15 protein-coding genes are annotated in these 15,826 nt (G+C 58.7%); 8 read left to right on the forward strand and 7 right to left on the reverse strand.

Features of this window, described 5'->3' with window-relative positions; all coding sequences use genetic code 11:
• The first annotated feature begins 170 nt into the window (after positions 1-170).
• Positions 171-2,717, forward strand: coding sequence for an adenosylcobalamin-dependent ribonucleoside-diphosphate reductase (locus P9292_RS16725; protein ID WP_309960164.1), 2,547 nt, complete (start codon positions 171-173; stop codon positions 2,715-2,717).
• A gap of 46 nt (positions 2,718-2,763) precedes the next feature.
• Here P9292_RS16725 and P9292_RS16730 read toward each other — a convergent pair whose 3' ends face one another.
• The 3 genes from P9292_RS16730 to P9292_RS16740 form a co-directional block, all read right to left on the reverse strand.
• Positions 2,764-2,895 carry a hypothetical protein gene (locus P9292_RS16730; RefSeq protein WP_309960166.1) on the reverse strand — a complete coding sequence of 44 codons (132 nt, stop codon included), beginning with the start codon at positions 2,893-2,895 and terminating at the stop codon, positions 2,764-2,766.
• Between the two features lie 18 nt (positions 2,896-2,913).
• Positions 2,914-3,258, reverse strand: coding sequence for a DUF4148 domain-containing protein (locus P9292_RS16735; RefSeq protein ID WP_244829479.1), 345 nt, complete (start codon positions 3,256-3,258; stop codon positions 2,914-2,916).
• Positions 3,259-3,567: 309 nt separating this feature from the next.
• Positions 3,568-4,578 (reverse strand): LysR family transcriptional regulator, encoded by a 1,011-nt coding sequence (locus tag P9292_RS16740; RefSeq protein WP_409015168.1) that lies wholly within the window; start codon positions 4,576-4,578, stop codon positions 3,568-3,570.
• Positions 4,579-4,799: 221 nt separating this feature from the next.
• Between P9292_RS16740 and P9292_RS16745 the strand changes: the two genes are divergently transcribed.
• The 5 genes from P9292_RS16745 to P9292_RS16765 all read left to right on the forward strand — a co-directional run bounded on the left by P9292_RS16745 (position 4,800) and on the right by P9292_RS16765 (position 11,959).
• Complete coding sequence (locus tag P9292_RS16745; protein WP_309960168.1) at positions 4,800-5,618, forward strand: alpha/beta hydrolase; 819 nt, start codon at positions 4,800-4,802, stop codon at positions 5,616-5,618.
• 50 nt (positions 5,619-5,668) lie between these two features.
• Positions 5,669-6,862 (forward strand): efflux RND transporter periplasmic adaptor subunit, encoded by a 1,194-nt coding sequence (locus P9292_RS16750; RefSeq protein ID WP_244829482.1) that lies wholly within the window; start codon positions 5,669-5,671, stop codon positions 6,860-6,862.
• Between the two features lie 25 nt (positions 6,863-6,887).
• On the forward strand, positions 6,888-10,088 hold the full coding sequence (locus tag P9292_RS16755) for an efflux RND transporter permease subunit (protein ID WP_309960170.1): 3,201 nt from the start codon (positions 6,888-6,890) through the stop codon (positions 10,086-10,088).
• 8 nt (positions 10,089-10,096) lie between these two features.
• Positions 10,097-11,623: an efflux transporter outer membrane subunit gene (locus tag P9292_RS16760; protein ID WP_250467247.1), complete on the forward strand. Its 1,527-nt coding sequence runs from the start codon at positions 10,097-10,099 to the stop codon at positions 11,621-11,623.
• A 129-nt stretch (positions 11,624-11,752) separates the two neighbouring features.
• Complete coding sequence (locus P9292_RS16765) at positions 11,753-11,959, forward strand: hypothetical protein (protein ID WP_244829485.1); 207 nt, start codon at positions 11,753-11,755, stop codon at positions 11,957-11,959.
• A gap of 6 nt (positions 11,960-11,965) precedes the next feature.
• On the opposite strand, the gene ppk2 is transcribed toward P9292_RS16765, so the two are convergent.
• Entirely contained in the window at positions 11,966-12,862 is an 897-nt protein-coding gene (gene ppk2 / locus P9292_RS16770; RefSeq protein ID WP_244829486.1) for a polyphosphate kinase 2, read from the reverse strand.
• A 212-nt stretch (positions 12,863-13,074) separates the two neighbouring features.
• Between ppk2 and lhpI the strand changes: the two genes are divergently transcribed.
• Positions 13,075-14,019 carry a bifunctional Delta(1)-pyrroline-2-carboxylate/Delta(1)-piperideine-2-carboxylate reductase gene (gene lhpI, locus P9292_RS16775; RefSeq protein ID WP_309964060.1) on the forward strand — a complete coding sequence of 315 codons (945 nt, stop codon included), beginning with the start codon at positions 13,075-13,077 and terminating at the stop codon, positions 14,017-14,019.
• A 13-nt stretch (positions 14,020-14,032) separates the two neighbouring features.
• Complete coding sequence (locus P9292_RS16780) at positions 14,033-14,410, forward strand: hypothetical protein (protein ID WP_309960173.1); 378 nt, start codon at positions 14,033-14,035, stop codon at positions 14,408-14,410.
• A 54-nt stretch (positions 14,411-14,464) separates the two neighbouring features.
• Here P9292_RS16780 and P9292_RS16785 read toward each other — a convergent pair whose 3' ends face one another.
• From P9292_RS16785 to P9292_RS16795, 3 genes are all read right to left on the reverse strand, one after another.
• Positions 14,465-14,779 (reverse strand): antibiotic biosynthesis monooxygenase, encoded by a 315-nt coding sequence (locus P9292_RS16785; protein ID WP_250467245.1) that lies wholly within the window; start codon positions 14,777-14,779, stop codon positions 14,465-14,467.
• A gap of 39 nt (positions 14,780-14,818) precedes the next feature.
• A complete protein-coding gene (locus tag P9292_RS16790; protein WP_250467237.1) occupies positions 14,819-15,190 on the reverse strand; it encodes a DUF1428 domain-containing protein in 372 nt (123 codons plus the stop codon).
• Positions 15,191-15,251: 61 nt separating this feature from the next.
• A complete protein-coding gene (locus P9292_RS16795; protein ID WP_250510123.1) occupies positions 15,252-15,800 on the reverse strand; it encodes a histidine phosphatase family protein in 549 nt (182 codons plus the stop codon).
• Between the last annotated feature and the right edge of the window lie 26 nt (positions 15,801-15,826).

Here is a 15,826-nt window from a genome sequence, read left to right on the forward strand (position 1 = left end):
GCGATAGATCGTCTCAAGGAAAAGTGCTGGATCGATCGAAGGAGTTTAACGGTTCATTAGCAGCCAGGGAGAATTCGCGCTATCGTCGTGCATTGCGTTTGGCGGCGCCCCACGGTTCGCGTCATGGCCCCGTCAAGCATTAGCGGACAAAGCATTCAACAGGATCAAACATGGCAGAAGACAATCCCAGCACAGGCGTCGCTCCGCAGCAATTTTCCATCGACGTAATGCTTGAAAAATATGCCAAGGGCGACGAGACGCGCGTCGAAGATATTTATCTGCGCGTGGCGCGTGGTGTCGCAATGGCCGAGCCCAGAGCGTTACGCGCGAAGATCGAAGCGGAGTTCGTCGATAACTTCCGGCGCGGTGCATTGGGCGCCGGGCGCATCATGAGCGCGGCGGGCGCGGGTATCGATGCCACGCTCATCAACTGCTTCGTTCAGCCCGTGGGCGATGCCATTCAAGGCGTCGACGATAACGGTTTGCCCGGCATTTACGTTGCGCTGCTGCAAGCGGCCGAGACGATGCGGCGCGGCGGAGGCGTGGGCTATAACTTTTCCGCCATTCGTCCTCGCGGTGCGCGCGTGCATTCCACGGGTTCAGCTGCATCCGGACCATGCAGTTATATGGATGTGTTCGATGCATCATGCCGCACGGTGGAGAGCGCAGGATCACGCCGTGGCGCACAGATGGGCATACTCGACTGCACGCACCCCGATTTGCTCGAATTCATCGCGGCTAAACACACGAAGGGACGCTGGAACAACTTCAACGTGTCCGTCGCGGTAACGGACGAATTCATGCAGGCCGTTGCCGACGACGCCGTCTGGCAACTCGTGCATAAGGCCGAGCCTTCGCCTGCACAGCGGGCATCGGCGGACATCCGGAAGCGTGACGACGGCTTGTGGGTGTATCGGGAAGTGCGTGCGCGTGACGTATGGAACACGATCATGCGATCGACCTACGATGTCGCCGAGCCAGGCGTCGTTTTCATGTCGCGCATGAATGACGATAACAATCTGCGCGCCGTCGAAACGATTCGCGCGACGAACCCTTGCGGTGAACAACCCTTGCCCGCATACGGTTGCTGCAACCTGGGCCCGCTCAATCTGACTCGCTTCGTGCGCGACCCTTTTGCGCAAGCGCGCGGCGGCGTCCCTGGTTTCGATTGGGACGGTCTCATGCGTACCACGCGCACGCAAGTGCGCTTTCTCGATGACGTTCTCGATGTCACGTTGTGGCCGCTCGAAGAACAAGCACGTGAAGCGGCTGCCAAGCGACGTATCGGTGTCGGCTTTACGGGGTTAGGCGACACGCTCGTAATGCTTGGTCTTCGTTATAACTCGAACGAAGGGCGCGAATTTGCCATGCGCGTCGCACGCACCATGCGCGATGAAGCGTATCGCGCGTCGGTCGAGCTTGCACGCGAACGCGGCGCATTTCCGCTCTTCGATGCAGCACGTTATCTGGAAGAGGGCACCTTCGCATCGCGCTTGCCTGATGATCTCAAGAGCGAGATTCGCGCGCATGGCATCCGCAATAGCCATCTGCTTTCCATCGCGCCCACGGGCACCGTGAGTCTCGCGTTTGCGGACAATGCATCGAATGGTATCGAGCCCGCGTTCTCGTGGACCTATCAGCGCACCAAGCGCATGGCCGATGGCTCCAGCCAGACCTTCGCTGTCGAAGACCACGCGTACAGGCTTTATCGAGAGATGGGCGGAGACGTCAAGGCGCTGCCCGATTACTTCGTGAGTGCGCTCGATATGTCCGCGCAAGATCATCTGGAAATGATGACGGCCGTGCAGCCTTTCGTCGACACATCGATATCGAAGACCGTCAACGTACCTGCGGATTATCCGTTTGATGCATTTCAGGACCTTTACTTCGAGGCATGGCGACGCGGCTTGAAGGGACTCGCGACCTATCGGCCTAACGACACCTTGGGCGCGGTGTTGTCAGTCACGCCACAAGAAGAGAAGACACCGAGCGACTCGCCCGATCCCGAACTGGATCTCGATCCTTTGCGTATTGCGATCGATCACCGTCCGCGTGGAGAGCTGCCCGCGATTATCGAGAAGGTCGAGTATCTGACGCAGGCGGGAAAGAAGTCGCTCTATCTTGCGGTGTCCTTCATCGAAGTGACAGGGCGTATTGCAGGCGATGACGTGACCATCGAGCGACCCATCGAATTCTTTATCCCGACGGGGCAGAGCGACGAATCGCAGCAATGGATCACGGCGACCATGCGTTCATTGTCGCTTGCGGCGCGTGGAGGCTTTGCCGCGCGTACGCTGCAGGACATGCGCAAGGTATCGTGGGATCGCGGTCAGGTGCGTCTCGGCGATGTCGAGCGTTTAGATGGACACCGCAGTCCACGCTGGCATGACTCGGAAGTCGCCGCGCTTGCCTTTGCGATTCAGCAAATTCTTCATCGACGCGGTTTTCTCGATGCCGAAGGCAGTCAGGTGCCGTCACGCGTACTTGCCCGCAAGCATATCGACGTGACCCATACACGCGCTCTAGTGACTGAAGACGAGACCGTGGCACACGCGGACGTGACGGATTTTTCGTCCGACGATGCCTTGTCGAACGACCCGCATACACTCACGCAGATGCATGGGCGCAAATGCCCGACATGTGGCGCGAATGCGGTGATCCGGAAAGACGGTTGCGACTTCTGCACTGCTTGCGGTGAAATAGGCGCTTGCGGCTGAAGCTCAAACGCGTGTGCCCGGCAGGCACACGCGTTTGATTGATTTGCTACTCGCCGTGCCCGCTCGTGTCCTGCTCGGTCTCTTGCGAGCGAGATTCGACAAACGGGCGCCACACCGGCGTCACCGAGGCTAGTTCTTCAAGAACCGAATATTGTTCAAGCGAAGTATTTTCGAACATGATGACCTCTGCAATTCTTTAGCGCGTGACCGAACCGTTCGCATATTCCACGATATGGCGATTGCGCGCTTCCGCTTGAGCGGCATCGCGAGCATGCGCTTCGCTTTGAGCAGCGACCGCATCGCCCCACATGCTGCGATCAGGATACGTATTGCGATTCAACGCGGGCAACGAACCGTTCGAATAGGCAGCGGCAAGTTCAGCCCGCACTTGCGCACGCGTCTTGGGCGTTTCACTCGTAGTCGTTTGCGTCTGATACGTTCCCGCGCGGCCAATGCCTTCACCGCCGTCGGCAAATGCCGTGCTCGAAACCACGGCTGAGATAGCCGCGAGCGAGAAACCCGTGATGAGATAGCTTTTCATGCGTGCAACTCCTTTCGATCCGTTTCTTGTGCTTCGGATGCGACGCGGATGCAATCGGCTAAGAAGAGGATTGCATGCGCTTCGCGACAGGTCGAAATGTAGTCGCCACGCTAGGGGCAGATAAATGCCGGATGCGCGAATAGATTTGTCGATTTCGGCGAATAATCGCTAAGAGCCTTAGCCACCGGACATTTGGCGACGCTTGCATGTGCCGGCATTTTTCCCTATCGCATCGATAGGGACGAAAAAAAGGCGTGTCGCCTGAGACACGCCTTTGCTTTGCCAGCGAAATAGCTAGCCAATAGTTAGCTATACAACGACATCCTCAGTACCCGAAACTTCCGGTGTACCGTGACGCACGACCGTGGGCGCGGCAGTGCTGGTGGGCAGGCAACGCTCCTCCGCGTCCTTCTGACCTTGCAGCAACGGGCAACGCTCGAACAGCTCCGCGACCCAGTCCACGAACACGCGCACCTTTGGCGAAAGATGGCGATTGTGCGGATAGACGGCGGAAATAGGCATCGGCAAAGGGCTCCATTGCGGCAGCACTTCGACAAGCTCGCCTGAACGCAAGTACGGCAACGCCATGAAGCGCGGCGCTTGAATCAGACCCACGCCCTTGAGACCGCAACTGAGATAGGCCTCGGCGTCGTTCACCGCGATCATGCCGCGCATCTTCACTTCGATGGATTCGTCGTTGACGACGAAGTCCATATCCATCACACGCCCCGTGCGGCTCGAAAAATAATTCACGGCCACATGGTCCTGAAGGTCTTCAAGCGTTTGCGGCTTGCCATGACGTTCGAGATATTGGGGACTTGCGACCGTCACGCCCTGAAACACGCCAATGCGTCGCGCGACCAGACTCGAATCCTGCAGCGTTCCGACGCGAATCACGCAGTCGACGCCTTCCTGGATGAGGTCGACTGGCTTGTCGCCGAAGCCGAGCATGAGTTCGATTTCCGGATAGCGTGTGTGAAAGTCGCAAAGCTGCGGCATCACGATGAGCCTGCCGATGGCCCCCGGCATGTCTACCCGCAATTTGCCGTGCGGACCCTTGCCGTTGTCCGAAAATGTGCCCTCGGCTTCCTCGATGTCGGCAAGGATGCGCACGCAGCGCTCGTAGTAGGCCGCGCCATCGGGCGTCAGATTGAGCCTGCGTGTCGTGCGCTGAAGCAGTCGCACGTTGAGAAACGCTTCCAGGTTTTGAATGATCGTCGTGACCGACGCGCGCGGCAAATTGAGCGTATCCGCTGCGCGCGAAAAACTGTTGGTGTCGACAACCCGTGTGAAGACCTGCATTGCTTGTAGCCGATCCATGTTTCCTCACCTTCGCTGCTTAGGGCACCAGCATAGCGGCGCACGGAATTAAGCGCCTGGCTAAGAACAGTCATGTGCGTATTAACGATGATTGTTCGGTGCGTCCGAATTGTGTTGCCGGATTATAGGCATTTATTAAAAAAGGCGTGGCATCCAGAATTCGCAGCATCGCAACTTATGCGTGACGGCCTTATTTCTCAGGCCGCGCACGAAAAATAACCATGGCAACATTGTTGGATCTGGAGGCGCGTCCGAGATTGTGCATCGAAGATGTGCGTATCGCCGGACACGTACAACCGATCACGCTGCGCAGTTACCGCCCCGCGTCGGATGGCAGCGTGTTGCCTATCGTTCTTTATTTCCACGGCGGCGGTTTCGTGCGTGGAAGTCTGGACGAAGCCGATGTGGCTGCAAGCGTCATTGCGCGAGATACGCCCGCTTGGGTCATCTCGGTCGGCTATTCGCTTGCGCCTGAATTTCCATTTCCCGCCGCGCCTGAAGACGGATATCGCGCGGCACAGTGGGCGGTTGCGCATGCTCGTGCGCAACGCGCAGACCCTTTGCGCATCGGCGTGGCGGGGCATGACGCAGGCGGCAACCTCGCGACGTGCGTTGCAGCCATAGCGCGCGATCGCGGCGATTTGCGCCTGTCCGCTCAAGTGCTGCTTGCGCCATTGCTCGATCCGAGCATGACGCGCCTCGCCGATGAACGCAAAGTGCTGTGCCCCGATCTGGAAATGAGCGATTGCGCGCGTTGCTATCGCGCGTATCTGCCCGTGCCTTCGCAACGTTTGCATCCCTATGCGGCGCCGCTCGAATCGCGGCGACTCAATGGGTTGCCGCCGGCGCTGATCGCGAGCGCGGAGCATGACCTCCTGCATATCGAGGCGGAAAAATACGCGGCGGAATTGATCAACGCAGGCGTGCCGACCGAAATGACGCGTCATTGCAAGGCCTCGCATCAAGCGCTGGCCGCGCATCCCGACGCGCTCGCCGATGTCGTCGCGTTCTTCAAGAAACGCCTCGCGCGCCCCAAATGAGCGCGCCACGCACCATAAAAAAACAATCTCAACGCAACCGGAGCTTCACCATGTTCTTCACTCGCAAACGTATTTACGCGGCGCTAGGCGCGGTGATCGTCATTGCTGGCGCGGGCGGCTATACCGCCTGGCGCGGTCACGGCGACGCCATCAACCAGGCGCAAGCCGCCGCGCATAGCCCGACCGCCACCGAAGTGGACGTGGCCGCGGTGGTTTCGAAGACCATCACGGACTGGCAGAGCTATTCGGGCCGTCTCGAAGCGGTGGACCATGTCGACATTCGCCCGCTCGTGCCCGGCACGATCGTCGCGGTGCACTTCAAGGACGGCGCGCTCGTGAAGAAGGGTGACGCGCTCTTTACCATCGACCCGCGTCCGTACGAAGCGGAAGTCGCACGCGCGGCGGCGCAAGTTGCATCGGCGCAAGCGCGTAACGGCTATACGTCCACCGACGCTGCGCGTGCAGAGCGCTTGCTTACCGATAACGCCATCGCCAAGCGCGATTACGACGAGAAACAGAACGCCGCGCGCGAGGCCGTCGCCAATCTGAAGGCCGCGCAGGCTGCGCTCGAAACGGCGAAGATCAACCTTGCCTACACGCATATCGTGGCGCCCGTATCGGGGCGCGTATCGCGTGCAGAGCTCACGGTGGGCAACATCGTCTCGACGGGTGCGAATGCGCCGCTTCTGACCACGCTGGTCTCGGTCTCGCCGATCTATGCCTCGTTCGATGTCGACGAACAGACGTACTTGCGCTATCTCGGCCGCGATACGGGCAGCAGCGTGCCTGTTTCGCTGGGTCTTGCAAACGAAGACGGTTACTCGCGCGAAGGCGTGGTCGATTCCGTCGATAACCGCCTCGATACGACCTCGGGCACGATACGCGTGCGGGCTCGCTTCAACAATCCGGATGGCTCGCTCTTGCCGGGACTTTATGCACGCATCAAGGTCGGCGGTGGCACGCCGCATCCGGCCGTGCTCGTGGATGACGCGGCTGTCGGCACCGATCAGGACAAGAAGTACGTCATGGTGGTGGACAAGGACAACCGCGTGCAGTACCGCGAAGTCACGTTAGGCGCCACGCATGAAGGCCTGCGCGTGATTACGAAGGGATTGCAGCCGGGCGAACGCATCGTCGTCAATGGCTTGCAGCGCGTGCGTCCCAACGATGTGATCAAGGCCAATAACGTCGCAATGGACAGCAACGCCAATGCGACGCCCGTGAAAACGGCATCGGCTTCGTAAGCATCTCGAACAGACAGAACTCGTCATGAACATATCCAAATTTTTCATCGACCGTCCGATCTTTGCGGGCGTGCTGTCGGTGATCGTGTTGCTGGCTGGCGTCATCGCCATGTTCAAGCTGCCGATCTCCGAGTACCCGGAAGTCGTACCGCCTTCGGTCGTGGTGCACGCGCAGTATCCGGGCGCGAATCCGAAGGTGATCGCGGAGACCGTGGCCTCGCCGATCGAAGAGCAGATCAACGGCGTCGAGGACATGCTCTACATGCAGTCGCAGGCGAATAGCGACGGCAACCTCACGACCACGGTCACGTTCAAGCTCGGCACCGATCCGGACAAGAACACGCAGCTCGTTCAGAACCGCGTGAATCAGGCTTTGCCGCGCTTGCCGCAAGACGTGCAGCGGCTTGGCGTGACCACCATCAAGTCCTCGCCGACGCTGACTATGGTGGTTCACCTGAACTCGCCGAACAACCGTTACGACATGACGTATCTGCGCAACTATGCGTTGATCAACGTGAAGGATCGGCTCGAACGCATCTCGGGTGTGGGTGAAGTGCAACTGTGGGGTTCGGGCGATTATTCGATGCGCGTATGGCTCGATCCGCAAAAGGTCGCGCAACGCGGCATGACGGCGACCGACGTGGTCAACGCCATTCGTGAACAGAACGTGCAGGTGGCGGCAGGCGTGATCGGTGGTTCGCCCACGCTGCCGAATACGCCCCTGCAACTGAACGTGAATGCACGCGGCCGCTTGCAGAACGAGTCCGAGTTCCGCGACATCGTGCTGAAGACATCGCCCGATGGTGCGGTCACGCATCTGAGCGATGTGGCGCGCGTCGAACTCGCGGCATCGGAATATGGCTTGCGTTCCTTGCTCGACAACAAGTCGGCGGTTGCAATCGCAATCAATCAGCAGCCGGGTGCAAATTCGCTGCAAATCTCCGATGAAGTGCGCAAGACGATGAAGGAACTGCAGGCGGATATGCCTGCGGGTCTCGAGTATCAGATCGTCTATGATCCGACGCAGTTCGTGCGCTCCAGTATCGAAGCGGTAATTCATACGCTCGCTGAAGCCATCGCCTTGGTCGTGCTCGTGGTGATTGTGTTCCTGCAAACCTGGCGTGCTTCGATCATTCCGTTGCTGGCGGTGCCGGTGTCGATTGTCGGCACGTTCTCGCTGCTGCTTGCGTTCGGCTTCTCGATCAACGCGTTGTCATTGTTCGGGATGGTCCTCGCGATTGGCATCGTGGTGGACGATGCAATCGTCGTCGTGGAGAACGTCGAACGTAATATCGAAGCGGGGTTATCTGCCCGAGAGGCGACGTATCAGGCCATGCGCGAAGTGAGCGGGCCGATCATCGCAATTGCCTTGACGCTCGTGGCCGTGTTCGTGCCGCTCGCGTTCATGTCTGGCCTCACGGGTCAGTTCTACAAGCAGTTCGCGATGACCATCGCTATCTCAACGGTGATCTCCGCATTCAACTCGCTGACCTTGTCGCCTGCGCTGGCTGCGATGTTGCTCAAGGGTCACGATGAACCGAAGGACTGGCTCACGCGTGGCATGGACCGTGTGTTCGGCGGTTTCTTCCGTCAGTTCAACAAGGTCTTTCATCGCGGTTCGGATGCCTACGGCAAGGGCGTGAAGAGCGTTATCAACCGCAAGGCCGTAATGATGGTGCTGTATGCCGTGCTTCTTGCAGGTGCGGTTCTGATGGGCAAGATTGTGCCGGGCGGTTTCGTGCCCGCGCAGGACAAGGAGTATCTGATCAGCTTCGCGCAATTGCCCAATGGCGCATCGCTCGACCGTACCGAAGGCGTGATCCGGCAGATGAGCGACATCGCGCTCAAGCAACCGGGCGTGGAAAGCGCAGTGGAGTTTCCGGGCTTGTCGGTGAACGGCTTTACGAACTCATCGAGCGCGGGGATCGTGTTCGTGACGTTGAAGCCCTTCAAGAACCGCGTGCATGACAAGGCACTTTCCGCCAATGCGATCGCGGGTGCGCTGAATCAGAAGTATGCGGGTATCAAGGGGTCGTTCATCGCCGTGTTCCCGCCTCCGCCGGTTCTCGGGCTGGGTACGCTCGGTGGTTTCAAGATGCAACTGGAGGACCGTGGTGCGCTCGGTTATGCAGCGCTCGCGGATGCGACGCAGGCGTTCATCAAGCGTGCCTCGCAGACGCCTGAACTCGGACCGACGTTCTCGAGCTATCAGATCAACGTGCCGCAGCTGAACGTCGATCTGGATCGCGTCAAGGCCAAGCAGCTTGGCGTATCCGTGACAGATGTTTTCGACACGATGCAGGTGTATCTCGGCTCGCTCTACGTGAACGACTTCAACCGCTTCGGACGCGTGTATCAAGTGCGCGTGCAGGCCGATGCCCCGTTCCGCGCGAACCCTGAAGATATCGGCTTGCTGAAGACCCGCAACGCGAATGGCGACATGGTGCCGCTCTCGTCGCTCGTCAGGGTGACGCCGACCTATGGTCCGGAAATGGTGGTGCGCTACAACGGCTACACGGCAGCTGACATCAACGGCGGTCCGGCTCCTGGCTATTCATCGGGTCAGGCGCAGGCAGCGGCGGAGCGAATCGCCGCGGAAGTGTTGCCGCGCGGGATCAAGTCCGAATGGACCGATCTCACGTATCAGCAGATTCTCGCGGGCAATGCGGCTTTGTGGGTGTTCCCGATCAGCGTGCTGCTCGTGTTCCTCGTGCTTGCAGCGTTGTATGAAAGCCTGACCCTGCCGCTCGCGGTGATCCTGATCGTACCGATGAGCATTCTGTCGGCGCTGCTCGGTGTTTGGCTTACGGATGGCGACAACAACATCTTCACGCAGATTGGTCTAATGGTGCTGGTGGGCTTGTCGGCGAAGAACGCGATTCTCATCGTGGAGTTCGCCCGCGAACTGGAGATGCAGGGACGCTCGATCGTGCAGGCCGCGATCGAAGCAAGCCGCTTGCGCTTGCGCCCGATTCTCATGACATCCATCGCCTTCATCATGGGCGTGGTGCCGCTCGTACTGTCTTCGGGTGCGGGTTCGGAGATGCGTCATGCAATGGGCGTTGCGGTGTTCTTCGGCATGCTGGGTGTCACGCTCTTCGGTCTGATGCTGACGCCGGTCTTCTACGTGATCCTGCGCAAGCTCTCGCGCACGGAGCATGTGACGGACAAGCACGGCTCGCATCCGCAGATGCGGGGTATCGGCGGCTCTTACGAGGCGCAATGAGGTCAAACATGAACAAGTTGCATATGAAACGATGGCTGGGCCTTCCGGGTTTGATGGCGGCGCTGCTGGTAGTCGCGGGCTGCTCGCTCGCGCCCACTTACGAAAAGCCGGATGTGCATGCGCCTTCCGCTTACAAGGAAACGCCGCAACGAACCAGCGATACGAGCGCGCTTGCTCCTTCGGAAACGGGCAGCTGGAAAACGGCTCAACCTTCCGAAGAAATGATGCGCGGCGAGTGGTGGACCTTGTTCGATGATCCCGCGCTCAACGACCTCGAACGTCAGGCGCAGGAAGCGAACCAGAACCTCAAGGCAGCAGCGGCACGCGTGAAGGAAGCGCGCGCAATCAACCAGACTGCGCGTGCGGGTCTGTTCCCGACGCTCGATGCAGGCTTCGGTCCGACGCGTGAGAAGTTCTCGCCGGCATCGCAGTTCCTGCCGGCCGATGCCAACGTGCCTGCACAAACGTTGTGGCGTGCCCAGGCGAGCGCATCGTATGAAGTCGATCTGTTCGGCCGCGTTTCGGATTCCGTCAAAGCCGCCAACGCCGACACGCAACAAGGCGAAGCGCTTTTCCGCTCGGTGCAGTTGGCCTTGCAAGCGGACGTCGCGCAGAACTACTTCAATTTGCGCGAGCTCGATGCGGAGAACGATGTCTTCACGCGCACGGTGACGTTGCGTGAGCAAGCGTTGAAACTCGTGCAGCGCCGTTTCGATGAAGGCGACATCAGTGAACTCGATGTGGCGCGCGCCAAGTCCGAGCTCGCGACCGCGCGCTCGGATGCGATGACCGTGCAACGTCTGCGCGCATCGTCCGAGCATAGTCTTGCGGTGCTGCTCGGCAAGACGCCGGCTGAATTCAGCGTGGCGGCAAATCCGCTTAAGCCAGTGACGGTTCGCGTGCCGCCGGGCTTGCCTTCAACCTTGCTTGAGCGTCGTCCTGACATTGCTGCTGCTGAACGTTCGATGGCCGCAGCAAATGCACGCATAGGCGTAGCGAAGGCTGCATTCTTCCCTTCGCTCACGTTGACGGGCGCAGGCGGCTTCGAGTCGGCAACGCTTGGCGATCTCTTCAAATGGTCGAGCAGAACATTCCTGCTGGGTCCTTTCGCGGGAACGGCGCTGAATATTCCAATCTTCGATGGCGGCCGTCGCAAGGGCAATCTCGCGAATGCACGTGCAATCTATGAAGAGGACGCCGCGAATTATCGGCAACAAGTGCTTGTTGCATTTCGTGAGGTAGAAGACAATTTGTCCGACTTGCGCATTCTCGAAGATCAGACGGCTACGCAATCGGATGCGGTCAAGGCTTCAGTGCGCGCGGCACAACTCTCGCGAACGCAGTACACGGAAGGTGCGGTCAATTATCTCGATGTGATCGATGCGGAGCGCACTGTGCTGCAATCGCAGCGTACTTCGGTGCAGCTTGCGGGAACGCAGGCGGTATCCACAGTCAACTTGATACGTGCATTAGGCGGCGGCTGGGGCGATGCGATGCCCGCGCCGGTGCCTGAGCCGAGTCTCGCGCAGAAGTAATGCGTCTTCAAGGCCCTGCAGCATGCAGGGCCTTATTGTTCGTATCGGGGAACATATGTCTTCATCCACGGGCCATTTATCCCGGGCCTGCAAATCCCTAAAATTCTTATATGGAAATGGGAGCTAAAGATGAAAGCATTAATTGCCCGACAACTGTATCAACCAGCCGTGGTGCTGCCACTGCTGCTACTCATGCGCCTGATGGTCACCCTTGACTTCAACCTCGCGCAAGTCATGTTCGTGATGGTGTTCAAGGGTTCGCAGCAAGCGTATCAGTTTGCCATTCGCCGCACGCTGCACCGTCAGGAACACATCGGGTGCAGTCACTGCTGCTAAAGCGCTTTAGTAAATCTCCGGGACGTACATGGTCTCCGGCACGGGCTGCCGCAAATAATCCGGATTGAATACGCGCTCGGGCAGCGTGATCGCAGAGTGCTCGATCTCGTGATACGGCACCTGACTCAACAGATGATGCATGCAGTTCAGCCGCGCACGCTTCTTGTCGACGGCCTGAACCACCCACCACGGCGCTTCGGGAATGTGCGAACGCTGCAGCATGACTTCCTTAGCGGCTGTATAGGCTTCCCAGCGGCGTCGGCTTTCGAGGTCCATCGGACTCAGCTTCCACTGCTTTAGCGGATCTTCAATACGCGCCTCGAAGCGCACTTCCTGTTCGTCATCGGTAATAGAAAACCAGTACTTGATGATCTGAACGCCGCTACGCACGAGCATCTTTTCGAACTCGGGCACGGAACGGAAGAACTCTTCGTATTCGGCGTCAGTACAGAAGTTCATCACGCGTTCTACTCCCGCGCGGTTATACCAGCTTCGATCGAACAGAACGATTTCGCCGCCTGCCGGAAGATGCGATACGTAGCGCTGGAAATACCATTGCGTGCGTTCACGATTATTCGGCGCAGGCAGAGCAGCGACGCGGCACACGCGCGGGTTCAACCGCTGCGTGATGCGCTTGATCGCACCGCCTTTACCGGCCGCATCGCGGCCTTCAAAAATCACCACGAGTCTATGGCCCGTATGCACAACCCAATCCTGCAACTTCACCAGTTCGCCCTGCAAGCGAAATAGCTCGCGGAAATAGGTCTTACGAAGCTGCCGTTCCTCGTCGGAGAACGCTGCCTCGCCATCCAGGAAGCGGTCGTCGATCTCCATTTCGAACTCTTCGTCGTAGCTGTCGATCAGGTCGGCATGGAAGCGGCGCTGCTTGTCCATCTCGTTCATTGGGGGCTCCGTGGGCGGCTTGCCGCTGCAATTTTTGCGGCGCAGATTGCTTGATTATGACTGTATTCGAAGGCAATCATATGACGGCGTACGCAACGCTTTGCGCGTTTAGTGCACCGAGGGCAAATTGCGAGGTCGCTTGCGCCGTTAGAATGTTGCGATATTTAAGTGGCATTGCGATGGCAACTTTCCCTTCCGAGGCCAAAGACACGATGAATCAAACCTCAAGCGCGATTCCAATTTTCGACGCCGAACGCACCGCGCAGCTCGTTCCTTATGACCGCCTGGTCGACACGCTTGCCGCCACCATGCTCGATTACGCGGCGGGCCGTATCGTGAGTCCGGAGCGCATGGTGGTGCCGCTTGCACAAGGAGGGATCATGTTGTCGATGCCTGCAAGCGCGGCGGACTTGGCCATGCACAAGCTCGTCAACGTGTGCGCGGGTAACGGTGCGCTTGGTTTGCCCACGATTCACGGACAGGTCACCGCATTCGATGCCGTCACCGGCGTGCCGCAATTCATGCTCGATGGCCCTACTGTAACGGGGCGCAGAACGGCGGCGGTATCGATGCTCGCTATCCGCGCTCTGAGTGCGCAGCCGCCGAAACAAGTGCTGGTGATCGGTACGGGCAAGCAGGCGGCCTACCATGTGGAGGCGATCGCAAGCGTTTATCCCGATGCATCGATCATCGTCCAGGGGTCGCGAGCCGAGCGTGCGAATGCCTTTTGCAAGGCCTACGCAGCGGCTTCGCCAAAGCTAGCGGCGCTTGAAAGCTCAAACATTCCTGAAGCTGTCGATGTCGTCATCACCGCGACTACCAGCAAGCAGCCTGTCTATACGCTGCCGGCGCGAGCAGATCGGTTGGTCATCGGTGTTGGCGCCTTTACGCCTGATGCGGCAGAAATAGCGTCGGGCATTATCGATTCAAGCGCTTTGTATGTCGATGACCCGGCAGGCGCGCGCCATGAAGCGGGGGATTTCATCCTTGCCGGTGTGAAATGGGAGAACGTCAATTCACTTGCACAAGCAATCACGGCAAGGGTGAAAAACGAACGCCCGGTCGTATTTAAATCCGTCGGATGCGCGGCATGGGATCTCGCTGCATGTCGAGTTGCTAGAGCTTTATTGTTAGACAAAAATAACCGCGCTATTTAAGGCGCTAGCTGGCTTGGAACGTTCCTTGCTGAATGTCTGTTCAATCGAAAGCTGGCGCAAGCGCCTTTGCACCCAAATGAACAGACCCATGAATAGCCGATACGACACCAGATGGACGCCCGGTTTTCCCGCGCGCAACGACGGGAATGATGGATCAGGCGGTGCGTCCGCACAGCCTAACGCGGCGCCGCCGGCTGCTTACTTTATCTCCGTGCTGGAGCTTGCGACTGGCGAGAAGCTGGGCAATGACGAACGCTTACGCGCCGTCGCCATGCTTGAATCGCAGTTTGGCGAGGGACGTCCACGTACGCTTAAGGAGGCCGTGCGCATTTGTGCCGGAGCCATCGATTCATCGACATTGCAGCGAATGGCGCGTGGCGCTAAGGCTTAGGAAGGCCTTAGCGAGCGACGCAATTCGTTCACGGTCTTGTAAGACAGGCGGCTCTTATTTAACCGTCTGAATCACTTCGAAGCCTTCGAATTCCGGGTGGCCTAAGTAAAGCTGCCTGGTTTCTCCGCCCGCATTGCGATGCGCGGCGCGAAATGCATCCGACTGAGTCCACTGTTCGAACGCAGCATGGTTTGTCCAGATCGTGTGACTCGAATAGAGGACATGGTCATCCCGCGTCGGTCCCTTTAGCAGATGGAACTCCACGAAGCCCGGCACTTCCTTGAGGTGCGTGTCACGGCTTGTCCAGAGATGTTCGAAATCGGCTTCCGCGCCTGGAACGATCTTGAAGCGGTTCATGGCAATGTACATGTCGATATGGCTCCTTGGTTTTAGGCATTCGAAAAATTATCAGGCCTTTGACAGTTCGACCAGCGTCCTGAAGCCGCCGAAGAACATGCGTTTGGGATCGAACGGCGGTTCGCCGTTTTCCATCATGCTCTTAAGGCGCGAGTCTTCCATTACTTTGGCGTTGACGGCGTCACGCTGTTCGCGCGATTCATAGACTATCCACGAGAACACCACCGTTTCGCCTTCCTTGAGCTGTACGCTTCGAGGGAACGAGGTGAGCTCGCCTGGCTTAACATCGTCGGCAATACATTCGACAAACTGCAGCGCGCCATACTCCAGCCATATTTTGCCCGCTGCATCGGCCATGCTGCGATACGCGTCGACCTTGTCGATCGGCACTGGTACGACGAAACCATCCACATAGTGCGCCATTGCTGTCTCCTTTGAGCGAACCAGTCGCTGCTTGCTTTGAGCACCGGGCGGCCATCTAAGTTCAGGAGGGCACGTTTGTCCATTTGCCTTCCGCGAACTTGAGCAAGACGGACGATAGCGGCGCGAGATCCATCTTGAGTATCGACGACAACGGTTCGTCGCGCACGATACAGAGCGCCGCCTTCATGACGATGGCGTGCGTTACGACTATGCAGCATTCGTGCTCCGTATTCGAAGCAAGCCCCTCAAGCGCTTTCTTAACGCGCTTTGACAGCATTGCCACGCTCTCGCCGCCATGCGGCCTTGCATGGGGATCGGAAAGCCATGCCGCAACGTCTTGAGGCTCGCGCTCACTAATCTCGCGAATGGAACGACCGCGCCATTCTCCATAGTCGATGTCGTCGAATGCGGCATCGATCGAAAAATCTGTCGTGATCCAAGCCGCTGTTTCGCAAGCAGCGCGGGCCGGGCTGGATGTTACACGGCTTGGCTCGCCCGGGACATCGAGCGTGCATTCAGCCTGTTCGACAGGCTCGTCGCCTTGCGGAAAACGCCCGCTTTTCATGGCATGCGTGGCGGCGTGGCACAGCAAAATCAATGTCGATTGCATAGGCTTTAGCTCATGGTCGTTTTACT

Origin of the sequence: Caballeronia sp. LZ001, assembly GCF_031450875.1 — a bacterium.
GTDB lineage: Bacteria > Pseudomonadota > Gammaproteobacteria > Burkholderiales > Burkholderiaceae > Caballeronia.

Bases quoted from the DNA above. Each gene is read 5' to 3' on its own strand.
- P9292_RS16795 (WP_250510123.1), bottom strand. From the start codon at position 15,800: ATGCAATCGACATTGATTTTGCTGTGCCACGCCGCCACGCATGCCATG.
- P9292_RS16740 (WP_409015168.1), bottom strand. From the start codon at position 4,578: ATGGATCGGCTACAAGCAATGCAGGTCTTCACACGGGTTGTCGACACC.
- P9292_RS16755 (WP_309960170.1), top strand. From the start codon at position 6,888: ATGAACATATCCAAATTTTTCATCGACCGTCCGATCTTTGCGGGCGTG.
- P9292_RS16745 (WP_309960168.1), top strand. From the start codon at position 4,800: ATGGCAACATTGTTGGATCTGGAGGCGCGTCCGAGATTGTGCATCGAA.
- P9292_RS16750 (WP_244829482.1), top strand. From the start codon at position 5,669: ATGTTCTTCACTCGCAAACGTATTTACGCGGCGCTAGGCGCGGTGATC.
- ppk2 (WP_244829486.1), bottom strand. From the start codon at position 12,862: ATGAACGAGATGGACAAGCAGCGCCGCTTCCATGCCGACCTGATCGAC.
- P9292_RS16730 (WP_309960166.1), bottom strand. From the start codon at position 2,895: ATGTTCGAAAATACTTCGCTTGAACAATATTCGGTTCTTGAAGAACTA.
- lhpI (WP_309964060.1), top strand. From the start codon at position 13,075: ATGAATCAAACCTCAAGCGCGATTCCAATTTTCGACGCCGAACGCACC.
- P9292_RS16760 (WP_250467247.1), top strand. From the start codon at position 10,097: ATGAACAAGTTGCATATGAAACGATGGCTGGGCCTTCCGGGTTTGATG.
- P9292_RS16765 (WP_244829485.1), top strand. From the start codon at position 11,753: ATGAAAGCATTAATTGCCCGACAACTGTATCAACCAGCCGTGGTGCTG.
- P9292_RS16735 (WP_244829479.1), bottom strand. From the start codon at position 3,258: ATGAAAAGCTATCTCATCACGGGTTTCTCGCTCGCGGCTATCTCAGCC.
- P9292_RS16785 (WP_250467245.1), bottom strand. From the start codon at position 14,779: ATGTACATTGCCATGAACCGCTTCAAGATCGTTCCAGGCGCGGAAGCC.
- P9292_RS16725 (WP_309960164.1), top strand. From the start codon at position 171: ATGGCAGAAGACAATCCCAGCACAGGCGTCGCTCCGCAGCAATTTTCC.
- P9292_RS16790 (WP_250467237.1), bottom strand. From the start codon at position 15,190: ATGGCGCACTATGTGGATGGTTTCGTCGTACCAGTGCCGATCGACAAG.